The organism is Streptomyces zinciresistens K42 (genome assembly GCF_000225525.1).
Lineage (GTDB): Bacteria > Actinomycetota > Actinomycetes > Streptomycetales > Streptomycetaceae > Streptomyces > Streptomyces zinciresistens.
On the sequence record NZ_AGBF01000189.1, the window covers coordinates 1 to 13,336 of the forward strand.

General features: G+C 69.6%; 10 protein-coding genes and 1 tRNA gene. 1 reads left to right on the forward strand and 10 read right to left on the reverse strand.

Going from position 1 to position 13,336, the window contains the following annotated elements:
* Positions 1-298 precede the first annotated feature (298 nt).
* Positions 299-427: a DLW-39 family protein gene (locus tag SZN_RS39250; protein WP_003999697.1), complete on the reverse strand. Its 129-nt coding sequence runs from the start codon at positions 425-427 to the stop codon at positions 299-301.
* A 338-nt stretch (positions 428-765) separates the two neighbouring features.
* Here SZN_RS39250 and SZN_RS30335 point away from each other — a divergent pair, with 338 nt between their 5' ends.
* Entirely contained in the window at positions 766-1,170 is a 405-nt protein-coding gene (locus tag SZN_RS30335) for a DUF6344 domain-containing protein (protein ID WP_007502492.1), read from the forward strand.
* Between the two features lie 266 nt (positions 1,171-1,436).
* On the opposite strand, the gene SZN_RS30340 is transcribed toward SZN_RS30335, so the two are convergent.
* The 9 genes from SZN_RS30340 to dnaN all read right to left on the reverse strand — a co-directional run bounded on the left by SZN_RS30340 (position 1,437) and on the right by dnaN (position 12,548).
* The gene (locus SZN_RS30340; RefSeq protein WP_007502493.1) at positions 1,437-2,180 is read right to left on the reverse strand and encodes an AAA family ATPase; all 744 of its coding nucleotides are present in this window, start codon (positions 2,178-2,180) and stop codon (positions 1,437-1,439) included.
* Positions 2,181-2,266: 86 nt separating this feature from the next.
* Positions 2,267-2,340: transfer RNA gene (locus tag SZN_RS30345), tRNA-Ile, on the reverse strand.
* Between the two features lie 143 nt (positions 2,341-2,483).
* Positions 2,484-3,272, reverse strand: coding sequence for a DUF3566 domain-containing protein (locus SZN_RS30350; protein WP_007502494.1), 789 nt, complete (start codon positions 3,270-3,272; stop codon positions 2,484-2,486).
* Positions 3,273-3,290: 18 nt separating this feature from the next.
* Positions 3,291-5,879, reverse strand: coding sequence for a DNA gyrase subunit A (gyrA, locus tag SZN_RS30355; RefSeq protein ID WP_007502495.1), 2,589 nt, complete (start codon positions 5,877-5,879; stop codon positions 3,291-3,293).
* A 42-nt stretch (positions 5,880-5,921) separates the two neighbouring features.
* Positions 5,922-7,994: a DNA topoisomerase (ATP-hydrolyzing) subunit B gene (gyrB, locus tag SZN_RS30360; protein WP_043733989.1), complete on the reverse strand. Its 2,073-nt coding sequence runs from the start codon at positions 7,992-7,994 to the stop codon at positions 5,922-5,924.
* Between the two features lie 469 nt (positions 7,995-8,463).
* The gene (locus SZN_RS30365) at positions 8,464-9,033 is read right to left on the reverse strand and encodes a DciA family protein (protein WP_007502497.1); all 570 of its coding nucleotides are present in this window, start codon (positions 9,031-9,033) and stop codon (positions 8,464-8,466) included.
* Positions 9,030-10,151 (reverse strand): DNA replication/repair protein RecF, encoded by a 1,122-nt coding sequence (gene recF, locus SZN_RS30370; RefSeq protein WP_007502499.1) that lies wholly within the window; start codon positions 10,149-10,151, stop codon positions 9,030-9,032. The genes SZN_RS30365 and recF overlap by 4 nt, the downstream gene beginning before the upstream one ends.
* Positions 10,152-10,293: 142 nt before the next feature.
* Positions 10,294-11,169 (reverse strand): phosphogluconate dehydrogenase (NAD(+)-dependent, decarboxylating), encoded by an 876-nt coding sequence (gene gnd, locus SZN_RS30375; protein ID WP_007502501.1) that lies wholly within the window; start codon positions 11,167-11,169, stop codon positions 10,294-10,296.
* A 248-nt stretch (positions 11,170-11,417) separates the two neighbouring features.
* The gene (gene dnaN / locus SZN_RS30380) at positions 11,418-12,548 is read right to left on the reverse strand and encodes a DNA polymerase III subunit beta (RefSeq protein ID WP_007502503.1); all 1,131 of its coding nucleotides are present in this window, start codon (positions 12,546-12,548) and stop codon (positions 11,418-11,420) included.
* Between the last annotated feature and the right edge of the window lie 788 nt (positions 12,549-13,336).

Here is a 13,336-nt window from a genome sequence, read left to right on the forward strand (position 1 = left end):
CGCCCGTGCACGCCGCGCCCGCGCGGGCCGTGCCCCCGCGGGGCGCCACCACGCCGCACGCCCCCGCTTCTCCACGCGCCACCCCGTTTTTTTCTCGCCACCGGACTCGGACGTCGCCCATCCTGCCCAGTGGGGCCGCCCGGCACCCCCGCAATCCGCACGACCGTCCGAAAAGCCCGGCCCTACGGCCCCGCGCCCGGTTCCGCAACTCGAAGCGCCGGCGCGGTGAGCGGCCCCGGACGCACGAGACCCCGGCCGCCTGTGCGGCCGGGGTCTGCGTCGTATCCGGTGTCGTGGCTCACGAACCCGTGGGCACGGAGTCGGTCGCCTCCGTCCACAGATCCTGCTCGGCGCGATCCGCCTGGATCTGGCGGTACACGAGGAGCCCGCCGATGGCGGCCAGTGCGACCAGGAGAAGCTTCTTCACCGCGCGACCTCGTCTTTCCTTGACGTAGGGGACCTCTGGCGCCCGACTATACACACCGGCCGAGACCAATCGGTGACCTGCCCCGAGCGCTCAACTTCCCGCCGGAAGAGCCCAGTAGAAGCGGACCGCGCCACCCCCGGGCGGAGAGTGACCACCCCCCGACGGAGGGTCATTTTGCGGGTTTCGGTCACGTCTCCGCATTCTTCACCCCTCTTGCGCCCATTCGAGTGCAGTTCATCTGAAGATCGACGCGCCAGGGGCGTCGGTCCATGACTTCTCAGCCCACATACACATCATGAGGAAAGTACGCAAATCGACCAACCTGAAAGTGAGGGGCCATGACCAGGAACAAGGTCATGAACCTGTGGACCGCGCTCGTCACCGCCTTCCTCGCGCTGTTCACGGCGCTCGGCTTCGTCTCGAACACCGCCGCCGCGGCCGTGCCGCACACCGAGACGTCGCGCAACAGCGGCAACGGCGGAGGCAAGGGCAGCAGCGACGACACCGACCGCGGCGCCGAGTTGTCCACGGCCCCGGCACCACCCCACTGGGCCTGGTCCTACGCCAGGGCGCTGCCGCCGACGATGAAGCAGCGCATCCGGGCCGAGGCCCATGGCAAGACCCCAGGTTGCCGGCACAGTCCCCTCTCGGACACGGAAGTCGCCCCGTCGGCGCCCGCCACCCGGGAGTGCGCGACAGCGGGCTCCGCACCGGCCCAACCGCTCGTCCCGCACCAACGCTGACCCCACCGCCACCGCGGGCGGACACCGCTCGCAGGGCAGACACGGTGACGCCGGAAACGGCACGGACCCAACGCCACACCGCAGTACACGGATTTCACGTACACGCTTTCCCGTACGCGCTCACGAAGTACCCGGAACGCCGGCCCGCAGGACCGACGGACCACCTCGGCACCGGAACACGGCAACGCACCGACACCCCATTCTCGCGATCCTCGCGACCTTCGCGTCCACGCCACGACCCATGACGAGCAACCGCAGGGCGCACTTCAGCACGCTTCGACGATGTGCCGGAGATAGGCCCACGGGTCGTTGAGGTAGCGACGCCAATGGTCGACGAGCTCCAGATCCCGCCAGTCGGCGGGACGCATTCCGTGATCACCCACCTCGATGATCTCGGCGCCGGGAAGCGCCGTGAGCACGGGTGAGTGCGTCGCGCAGACGATCTGCGCGCCGGAACGCCCCAGTTGGTGCAGCAGTCCCACGAGTTGAAGACAGGAAGCGAACGACAGCGCGGCCTCGGGCTCGTCCATGACGTACAGCCCCGGCTCCTCGAACCGCTCCCGGAAGGCCATCAGAAAGCCCTCGCCGTGGCTCATCTCGTCCACGGCCCCGGACAGCCTTCCCGTCCTCTGCTCCCGGCCCAGCGCGTCCAGCGCCGTCTCCGCCCGCAGGAAGAACCCTCTGCGGCGCGTACGAGGCCCGCGCAGCATCCGCCGGCCGGCCGCCGTCGCCTCGAACCGCATCCTTTCACCCAGCTCCGACGGCTCACGCGCACTGGCGTACTTGTAGCCCGCGGAACCGCCCCAGGAGTCCAGGCCGAACCCCTCGGCGAGGGCTTCGACGAGGGTCGACTTGCCCGAGCCGTTCTCCCCCACGAGGAACGTCACGGGCGCGGTGAATCTCAGCCCGTCGTCCACGAGCTGCCGCACGCACGGCACCGACCACGGCCACCCGGCGCCCTCGCCCAGCTCGCCCTGCGCGGCATGGGCATACGCCCGTTCGACGATCATGCCGCCAGGCTCTCACCCACCACTGACAACCGCCCGACGCACACCGAAAGACCCCCGGTCCCGAAGGACCGAGGGTCTCCATGCTGTGGGGCTAACAGGATTTGAACCTGTGGCCTCATCCTTATCAGGGATGCGCTCTAACCAACTGAGCTATAGCCCCGCCGCGCTCTGCGGTGTGTCCCGCGCGCCGACTCCTGAAGATTAGCGCACGACGAGGGCAGTCCCAAAATCGGTTGTCGGGGGACCGTCAGGAGGGGCGGAGGCCGTCTCCCGGCGGTTCCCGTCAACCGGTTCGGCGCGCTGTCACTCGTCCTCGGCGAGGGTCAGCTCGACACCGCCGACGAAGCCGGCGGAGAGGTTGTAGATGAAGGCGCCGAGCGTGGCCAGCGCCGTCGCGAGGACGACGTCGATCACGGCGATGATCGAGGAGAACAGCAGGACGTTCGGCAGCGACAGGAAGGACTGCAGGTCGAAGCCGTTGGACCCGTTGGAGCCGGTCGCCTCGGCGATCGTGCCGCCGACCGTCGAGAAGACGCCCATCGCGTCCATGACCATCCACAGCACCGCGGACGCGACCACCGTGCAGATGCCGAGGGCGATGGAGAGCAGGAAGCTGACCTTCATCACCGACCACGGGTCGGTCTTGGCCACGCGCAGGCGCGCCTTGCGCGTGCGGGGCGTCGTACGGGCCCCTGTGCGCGGCTTGCGGGTCGCGCCGGCCGGAGCGGCCGTCTGGTACGCCTGCGGCGGGTGGTAGGGCCCCGAGGGCTGTTGCTGCTGCCGCTCTCCGGGCAGCGGCGACGTCCCGGCCGCCTGCGCGGCCCCTGCGGTCGCCGACTGGGAGCCGGCGGCGGCCGAGCCCGCGCCGGGCGCGTACTGCTGCGGGCCGCGGGTGTCCGTCACGGTTCCCCCCTGGGATCCAGATGCTTCGGGCGCTTGCGGGTCGGCCGACGGCGACTTGATCGCCTTCAGCTGGGTGGTGTGCGTGTCCCTCGCACCCGCGGCGGAGCCACGGCCGCCGCCGTCCTTGTCCTTGCCGGTCTGCGGACCGGCCGAGGTACCGGACGATCCGGCGCCCGTGGCTCCGCTCACGATGACTCACTCCTCGTGCTACTCGGACGAGGGTGACTCACCCTCGTCCGTGCCGGTGGCCGCGCCCCCATCGGCGGTCTCGTCGACGGCCACGTCGCCGTCGACCTCCTCCGCCTCGCGTCCCGCCTCGGCGTTGCGGGCGATGCCGACGACGGCATCCCGCTTGCCCAGGTTGATCAGTTGGACGCCCATGGTGTCACGGCCCGTCTCCCTGACCTCGTTGACTCGCGTACGAATCACACCGCCGCCCAGCGTGATGGCGAGGATCTCGTCGGTCTCCTCGACCACCAGCGCGCCCACGAGGGAACCGCGGTCCTCGACGATCTTGGCGGCCTTGATACCGAGGCCGCCACGACCCTGGACGCGGTACTCGTCGACCGCGGTCCGCTTCGCGTACCCGCCGTCGGTGGCAGTGAAGACGAACGTACCGGTTCGAACGACATTCATCGAGAGCAGCTCGTCCCCCTCTCGGAAGCTCATGCCCTTGACGCCCGAGGTCGCGCGGCCCATGGGACGCAGCGACTCGTCCGTGGCCGTGAACCTGATCGACTGTGCCTTCTTGCTGATCAGAAGCAGATCGTCGTCCGCCGAGACCAGTTCGGCACCGATCAGTTCGTCGTCGGAACCGTCGTCCGTCTCACGGAGATTGATCGCGATGACACCGCCGGAGCGCGGCGAATCGTAATCCTTCAGAGGCGTCTTCTTGACCAGACCCGCCTTGGTGGCGAGCACGAGGTACGGCGCCGCCTCGTAGTCGCGGATCGCGAGGATCTCGGCGATGGCCTCGTCCGGCTGGAAGGCGAGCAGGTTGGCGACGTGCTGCCCGCGCGCGTCCCGGCCCGCGTCGGGGAGCTCGTACGCCTTCGCCCGGTAGACCCGGCCCTTGTTGGTGAAGAACAGCAGCCAGTGGTGGGTCGTGGAGACGAAGAAGTGGTCGACGATGTCGTCTTCCTTGAGCTTCGTGCCGCGCACGCCCTTGCCGCCGCGCTTCTGCGCCCGGTAGTCGACGGTCTTGGTGCGCTTGACGTAGCCGCCGCGCGAGACCGTGACGACGATGTCCTCCTCGGCGATCAGGTCCTCGATGGACATGTCGCCGTCGTAGGGCACCAGCATGGTCTTGCGGTCGTCGCCGAACTTCTCGACGATCGCGGCGAGTTCCGCGCTGACGATGCCGCGCTGGCGCTCGGGCGAGGCGAGGATCGCGTTGTACTCGGTGATCTTCGCCTGGAGTTCGTCGTGCTCCTGGACGATCTTCTGGCGCTCCAGGGCGGCCAGCCGGCGCAGCTGCATCTCGAGGATGGCGTTGGCCTGGATCTCGTCGATCTCCAGGAGGCCCATCAGGCCCGTACGCGCCACGTCGACGGTGTCACTGCGCCGGATCAGCGCGATGACCTCGTCGATGGCGTCCAGGGCCTTCAGCAGGCCGCGCAGGATGTGCGCGCGCTCCTCGGCCTTGCGCAGCCGGAAGCGCGTACGGCGGACGACGACCTCGATCTGGTGCGTCACCCAGTGGCGGATGAACGCGTCCAGGGAGAGGGTGCGCGGGACGCCGTCGACCAGGGCCAGCATGTTGGCGCCGAAGTTGGTCTGCAGATCCGTGTGCTTGTAGAGGTTGTTGAGCACGACCTTGGCGACCGCGTCGCGCTTGAGCACGATGACCAGGCGCTGGCCGGTGCGCGACGAGGTCTCGTCGCGGACGTCCGCGATGCCGCCGATCTTGCCGTCCTTGACCAGGTCGGCGATCTTCTGCGCGAGGTTGTCCGGGTTGACCTGGTAGGGCAGCTCCGTGACCACCAGGCACTGGCGGTTCTGGATCTCCTCGACCTCGACGACCGCGCGCATCGTGATGGAGCCGCGGCCGGTGCGGTACGCCTCCTCGATGCCCTTGCGGCCCACCACCAGCGCGCCGGTGGGGAAGTCCGGGCCCTTGATGCGCTCGATGAGGGCGTCGAGCAGCTCCTCGTGCGTGGCCTCGGGGTTCTCCAGGTACCACTGGGCGCCGGAGGCGACCTCGCGCAGGTTGTGCGGCGGGATGTTGGTCGCCATGCCGACCGCGATCCCGGCCGAGCCGTTGATCAGCAGGTTGGGGAAGCGCGAGGGCAGGACGGTCGGCTCCTGGGAGCGGCCGTCGTAGTTGTCCGTGAAGTCGACGGTCTCCTCGTCGATGTCGCGGACCATCTCCATCGACAGCGGGGCCATCTTGCACTCGGTGTAGCGCATGGCCGCCGCCGGGTCGTTGCCCGGCGAGCCGAAGTTGCCGTTGGAGTCGACGAGCGGCATCCGCATCGACCACCACTGCGCGAGGCGGACCAGCGCGTCGTAGATCGAGGAGTCGCCGTGCGGGTGGTAGTTGCCCATGACGTCGCCGACGACGCGCGCGCACTTGTAGAAGCCGCGCTCGGGGCGGTAGCCGCCGTCGTACATGGCGTACAGGACGCGGCGGTGGACGGGCTTGAGGCCGTCACGGACGTCGGGCAGCGCGCGCGAGACGATGACGGACATCGCGTAGTCGAGGTACGAGCGCTGCATCTCCGTCTCGAGCCCGACGGGCTCGACACGCAGGATCTGTCCGTCGTCAGGCGTGACGGGAGTGTTCTCGTCGGTCATTGCTGGTGAGGGTCCTTCCTGGTGCGGTCAGCAGAGACCGACTCAGATGTCGAGGAAGCGGACGTCCTTGGCGTTGCGCTGGATGAACTGGCGGCGCGCCTCGACGTCCTCGCCCATCAGGACCGAGAACAGGTCGTCGGCCTGGGCGGCGTCGTCGAGGGTGACCTGGCCGAGGACGCGGTGCTCCTGGTCCATGGTCGTGATGCGCAGTTCCTCGGCGTTCATCTCGCCGAGACCCTTGAAGCGCTGGATCGAGTCCTCGCGCACGCGCTTGCCGCGCTGGCGGCCCATCTCGATCAGCGCGTCGCGCTCGCGGTCGGAGTAGGCGTACTCGACCTCGTCACGACCCCACTTGATCTTGTAGAGCGGGGGACGGGACAGGAACACGTGCCCGGCCTCGACCAGCGGCCGCATGAAGCGGAACAGGAACGTCAGCAGCAGGGTGTTGATGTGCTGGCCGTCGACGTCGGCGTCCGCCATCAGGATGATCTTGTGATAGCGGAGCTTCTCGATGTCGAAGTCCTCGTGCACACCGGTGCCGAAGGCGGAGATCAGCGCCTGGATCTCCTGGTTCTGCAGGATCTTGTCGATCCGCGCCTTCTCGACGTTGAGGATCTTGCCCCGGATCGGGAGGATCGCCTGGTACTGCGGGTTGCGGCCGGACTTGGCCGAGCCGCCGGCGGAGTCGCCCTCGACGATGAAGATCTCGCACTTGATGGGGTCGTTGGACTGGCAGTCGGAGAGCTTTCCGGGCAGGGAGGCGGTCTCCAGCAGACCCTTGCGCCGGGTCAGGTCGCGGGCCTTGCGGGCCGCCACGCGCGCGGTGGCCGCCTGGATGCTCTTGCGGATGATGTCCGCGGCCTCGTTGGGGTTGCGGTCCAGCCAGTCCGCGAGGTGCTCGTAGACGACCTTCTGCACGAAGGTCTTGACCTCGGTGTTGCCCAGCTTGGTCTTGGTCTGGCCCTCGAACTGCGGCTCGCCCAGCTTCACCGAGATGATCGCGGTCAGACCCTCGCGGATGTCGTCACCCGTGAGGTTGTCGTCCTTCTCCCGCAGCAGCTTCTTGTCGCGCGCGTACTTGTTGATCAGCGAGGTCAGCGCCGCCCGGAAGCCCTCCTCGTGCGTGCCGCCCTCGTGCGTGTGGATGATGTTCGCGAAGGAGTAGACGCCCTCGGTGTAGCTGCTGTTCCACTGCATCGCGACTTCGAGGGAGAGGCTCCGCTCCTTGTCCTCGGCCTCCAGGTCGACGACGGTGGGGTGCACCACGTCGCCCTTGCGGGAGTTGAGGTACTTCACGAAGTCGACGATGCCGCCCTCGTAGTGGTAGTCGACCGACTTGACCTCGGCGCTCTCGTCCGCGCCCGCCTCGTCCGCGCCGGACGTCGCCTTGGCCGACTCGCGCTCGTCGGTGAGCCTGATCCGCAGACCCTTGTTGAGGAACGCCATCTCCTGGAAGCGGCGCGAGAGGGTCTCGAAGGAGTAGTCGGTGGTCTCGAAGACGTCCGGGTCGGCCCAGAAGGTCACCGTGGTGCCGTGCTCGTCCGTGGCCTCGTGCTGGGCCAGCGGGGCGGTCGGGACGCCGAGCTTGTAGTCCTGCGTCCAGCGGTGGCCGTCGGTCTTGACCTCGACGGCGACCTTGGTCGACAGGGCGTTCACCACGGAGACGCCCACGCCGTGCAGACCGCCGGAGACCGCGTAGCCACCGCCGCCGAACTTGCCGCCCGCGTGCAGCACGGTGAGCACGACCTCGACGGCCGGCTTGCCCTCGGAGGGCACGATGCCGACCGGGATGCCACGGCCGTTGTCGACGACCCGGACGCCGCCGTCGGCGAGGATCGTCACGTCGATCGTGTCCGCGTGCCCGGCCAGCGCCTCGTCGACGGAGTTGTCGACGACTTCCTGTACGAGGTGGTGCAGACCGCGTTCGCCGGTCGAACCGATGTACATGCCCGGTCGCTTGCGGACCGCGTCCAGACCCTCGAGGACGGTGATGGCGCTGGCGTCGTACGAGGCGGTGACCTCGCCGTTCGACGAGGTCGCCTCGGCGTCGGTGGACGGGATGTTCTCGTTGGGGTTGCCGGAATCGGCCACGAAGCGCCCTTTCTGGCACAGCACCAGCCAGGCTCGTCGGCGGGTTGCCGGAGCGGCTGCGGCATGTTGCGTTGGTAAGCCTTGATCAGCGTTGCTCAGCTTTTCCCGGACGGTCCCCACGAGTGGGGCGGGATTGGCTTCCAGTCTACCGGTAGCGCCGACAGTGATGGGGGTTTGCCGGTACCTGAGTCCGCATGTGCCGCCCTGAACCCGGCTCGGCCGACTCCCGATATACGGATGGGGGCTTCAAGCGGCTCACAGCGCCACTCAGCGCTTCGGGGCGTCAACCCTTGGCTACTTGGGAGTCACGTCGCGATTCGCAACAGCGCGCAGGGCAACCGGGAGGGGTCGGCGAGGGGTGCCGCGGGACCCTCGAAGGCCCGCGATGTGATGTCAGTCACTTGCGGCGGAGGGGGCGGCCGGAGCCGCCGCGACGGCGTTCTCCGGGCCTGCGCGGGCCGGGCGAGCGCCCGCGCGCGGGCCGCCCGCGGGGTCAGCCGTAGGTGTCGCCGGGGCCCGCGCTGCCAGGGGCGCGCAGGGGCCCGTAGCGGCGCGCAGGGCCGCCCGGACCCTGCACCCTGATCTGCCGGACGGAGCCGTGCCCCAGGTCCTCGTTGAGGCGGGCCACCAGCGTCGGGGCGAGCAGCCGCAGGTTGGTCGCCCACGCCGTGGAGTCGCAGCGCACGACCAGGACGCGCTCGTCCTCGTCGTACCTCTCCGGGACGCAGTGCTTGGCGACGTCGTCACCCACGATCTGCGGCCAGCGGCCCATGACGCCGCCGACCGCGGCCGGGGTCTCCCAGCCGCGCTCGGTGATCAGACGGTTGATGGCGGAACCGAGCGCCATGGGGTCGCGGCCGTCCGCCCGCGCGCCGGAGCGCAGGCCGCCCCCGCGCCGCGCCTGCCGCTTCTGGTGCGCCGCGTCGCCCCGCGCGCGTGCCTGCTCCTTGGCCGCCCTGAGCGCCACGCGCGCGAGGTCGACGCCGGACGGCTCGGGGGCCTTCTTCGGGGCGGTGCCCGCGCCGGGCTCCCCGGAGGGCTTGTCGAACAGTTCGCCGCTCACGCGCGCTCCACCGCCCCGTCCGACACCGTGTACCGCACACCCGTCAGGACATGGGGTACGTCGTCGTCGACCGCTGCCGTCACCAGGACCTGCTCGCCGGGCGCCACCAGCTCCGCCAGCCGCTCCCGGCGCCGGGTGTCCAGCTCGGCGAAGACGTCGTCGAGGACCAGCACCGGCTCGTTGCCCTCGGCCCGCAGCAGGTCGTAGGAGGCCAGGCGCAGCGCCAGCGCGTACGACCAGGACTCGCCGTGGGAGGCGTACCCCTTGGCGGGCAGCTGCCCGAGCTTGAGCAGCAGATCGTCCCGGTGGGGCCCCACCAGGGTCACCCCGCGCTCGATCTCCTGCTTGCGGGCGTCGGCGAGCGCCGCGGTCAGCTGCTCGTACAGGTCGTCGCGGCTGTGGGCCTCACCGGGCGCCGACGGCTTGTACTCCAGGGCGACGGGGCCGCCGCCGGGCGCCAGCTGCTCGTACGCCTTGTCGGCCAGCGGCTGGATCGCCGCGATCAGGTCCAGGCGCTGGGCGAGCAGTTCGGCGCCCACGCGCGCGAGGTGCTGGTCCCAGACGTCGAGGGTGGACAGGTCCATGGCGCGGCCGCCGTGCCGGCGGGCCAGCGCGGCCGACTTCAGGAGGGTGTTGCGCTGCTTGAGGACCCGCTCGTAGTCGGAGCGGACGCCGGCCATGCGCGGGGAGCGGGCGGTGATCAGCTCGTCGAGGAAGCGGCGCCGCTCACCGGGGTCGCCCTTGATCAGCGCCAGGTCCTCCGGCGCGAAGAGGACGGTACGTACGATGCCGAGCATGTCACGGGGTCTGACCTGCGACGATCGATTGATGCGGGCCCGGTTGGCCTTGCCGGGGTTCAGTTCGAGCTCGATCAGCTGCTGCCGGTCGCCCTGGCGCACCCGGGCCCGCACGATCGCCCGTTCGGCGCCCACGCGGACCAGGGGGGCGTCGGAGGCCACGCGATGGCTGCCGAGGGTGGCGAGATAGCCGACGGCCTCCACGAGGTTCGTCTTGCCCTGGCCGTTGGGGCCGACGAAGGCGGTGACGCCCGGATCGAGCGGGACCTCGACCCGGGCGTACGAGCGGAAGTCGGCCAGCGACAGGTGCGTGACGTGCATGGTGGTTTCGCCGACCTCCCCCGACGTGTGGTTGATCCGTCCCCGGCTGTGGACGGCCGGGTCACCCCGAGGGTGCCAGATCGTCATCCCCGGGGTGTGGATACGTCCGCCTGCCCGGCACGCGGCTCGCGCGCCGCGCGGGCTACTTCGTGGTGACCGCGTGGCCGCCGAACTGGTTGCGCAGCGCCGCGATCATCTTCATCTGCGGTGAGTCCTCCTGGCGCGACGCGAAGCGCGCGAAGAGGGAGGCCGTGATCGCCGGCAGCGGCACCGCGTTGTCGATCGCGGCCTCCACCGTCCAGCGTCCCTCACCGGAGTCCTGGGCGTGCCCCCGGAGCCTGTCCAGGTGCTCGTCCTCGTCGAGGGCGTCGACCGCGAGGTCCAGCAGCCAGGACCGGATGACGGTGCCCTCCTGCCAGGAGCGGAACACCTCGCGGACGTCGGTCACCGAGTCGACCTTCTCCAGCAGCTCCCAGCCCTCGGCGTACGCCTGCATCATCGCGTACTCGATGCCGTTGTGGACCATCTTCGCGAAGTGCCCGGCACCCACCTTGCCGGCGTGCACCGAGCCGAAGTCGCCCTCCGGCTTCAGGGCGTCGAAGACCGGCCGCACCCGCTCGATGTGCTCGGCCTCCCCGCCGTACATCAGCGCGTAGCCGTTCTCCAGGCCCCAGACGCCGCCGGAGACACCGCAGTCGACGAAGCCGATGCCCTTGGCCGCCAGCTCCCCGGCGTGCCGCTCGTCGTCGGTCCAGCGTGAGTTCCCGCCGTCGACCACGACGTCACCGGGCTCCAGCAGCTCGGCGAGCTCGTCGACGGTCGACTGGGTGGGAGCACCGGCGGGGACCATCACCCAGACCACGCGCGGGGCCGGGAGCTTGCCCACAAGCTCCTCAAGGCTGTGGACGTCGGCGAGGTCCGCGTTGCGGTCGTATCCGACGACGGTGTGGCCCGCGCGGCGTATCCGCTCGCGCATGTTGCCGCCCATCTTGCCGAGGCCGACGAGACCGAGCTCCATCAGTTGTGTTCCTTAGGTCGCTGTGGCGTGTGGGGCACCTCTGTGCCGCTGTCGAGCCTAAACCCGGACGCACGCGCACATCCGTGGGCATACGCGCTCATCCGTACGCCCACACCTGCGGCTTCCCGAACGGTCGCGCTCCTCCACAGGCACCGCGGTCCTGTGGAGGGTGAACCGCCGACCGGGACCGCCGGAGACGGAGACCGGGGAGCCCGGCATCCGCCGACCCCCGGCCCTCGCGGACGGCGTCAGCCGCTCAGGCGCACCGGCATGATCAGGTACTTGTAGGCCTCGTCCGCCTCGGCGTCCAGCGCGGGCTTGCCGCTGAGCAGCGCCGGCTTCGTGGACGTGGTGAACGACAGCTGCGCGACCGGCGAGTCGATGGCACTCAGGCCGTCCAGCAGGAACGTGGGGTTGAAGGCGATCGAGATGTCGTCGCCGTCGAGCTGGGCGTCGACCCTTTCCACAGCCTGTGCGTCGTCACTGGAACCGGCTTCCAGGATGAGCACACCCTGCTCGAAGCTGAGCCGCACCGGGGTGTTGCGCTCGGCGACCAGGGCCACACGCTTCACGGCCTCGACGAAGGGGGCGGTCTCGATCACGGCGACGGAGTTGAACTCCGTCGGGAAGAGCGTGCGGTACTTCGGGAGGTCGCCCTCCAGCAGGCGGGTCGTCGTACGGCGGCCCGCGCCCTCGAAGCCGATCAGGCCCTCACCGGAGCCGGAGCCCGACAGCGCCAGCGTGACGCTGTCGCCGCTCGTGAGGGCCTTGGCGGTGTCCAGGAGCGTCTTGGCGGGCACCAGGGCGACCGCGGACGCCTCGGGGTTCTCCGGCTTCCACAGGAACTCGCGGACCGCGAAGCGGTAGCGGTCGGTGGACGCCAGGGTCACGGTGTCGCCCTCGATCTCGATGCGCACACCGGTCAGCACGGGCAGCGTGTCGTCACGGCCGGCGGCGATGGCCACCTGGGCGGCCGCGGAGGCGAAGACCTCGCCGGGGACCGTGCCCGTCGCGTTCGGCATCTGGGGCAGCGACGGGTACTCCTCCACCGGCAGGGTGTGGAGGGTGAAGCGCGAGGAGCCGCAGACCACGGTCGCCCGCACACCGTCTGTGGAGATCTCCACCGGCCTGTTGGGCAGGGCGCGGCAGATGTCCGCCAGGAGGCGGCCCGAGACGAGGACCGTGCCCTCCTCGTCCACCTCCGCGTCGACGCCGACGCGCGCGGAGACCTCGTAGTCGAAGCTCGACAGGCTCAGCTGGCCGTCGTCCGCCTTGAGCAGGAGGCCGGCGAGGACAGGCGCCGGCGGACGGGCCGGGAGGCTGCGGGCCGCCCAGGCCACTGCCTCCGCGAGTACGTCGCGTTCCACCCGGATCTTCACTGTTGCCGCCTCCTGCTGTTGCCGGCGCTGCTAGGCCTGCCTGGCTTCGTCGTCTGGTCGGTGTCGTCGGCCCCAGTGAGGGGAAGGACACCGGGAACAGTCTGACGCACCCCACTGACAGTAGGTGCCTCTCGGGGTCAAGTCGTGACGAGGGGCAGCCGGGAGCCGGACGGCGAGTTGTGCACAGGACCCCCTTCGAAACGGATTCCCAGCTCTCTCTAGTTGGGAGTAGTAGTAGGGGCTGTGGATACCGTGGATAACTCCGTTTTCCCAGCTCAGGGCGGAGATTTTGTCCACCGACCCTGTGGGCGGCGGCCGTGGAAAACCAGGGGTTTCTGTGGAGAACGGAAAGTTCTGCACACCCCGTGCACAGCCTGGGGCGAGTTCTCCCCAGCGGCGTCCCCAGGTTTCCCCGTCTTTCCCACAGGCCGGCCCGGCACCTTCGTGTGACGCCTTTCACTCGACTCGGTGAGGAGGCGCGTCGCGTTGCCGAACAGTGGACAGCGGTGTGGAGAAGCGGGGTATCGCTGGGGACAACCGGCCCTCGCCTGTGGGTTGCCGGTGGACAACTTCGTGCACAGCCTGTGGATCTTCGCTTTGTCCACAGTCTGTGGAGATCGTTCGTCCACGAATCCACAAGCGGGTGACCTGGCCTGACGGTCTTTCAACAGGCGCCTCTGTGGACAGAGTCTGGACAACTTCGCGGTCCCCAGGGTGTGGACGCGAGAAAGTCACCGAATCTGTGGAGGGAGGCCGTAACCCGGCGCCTATTCGAACAGCGGGTGTCC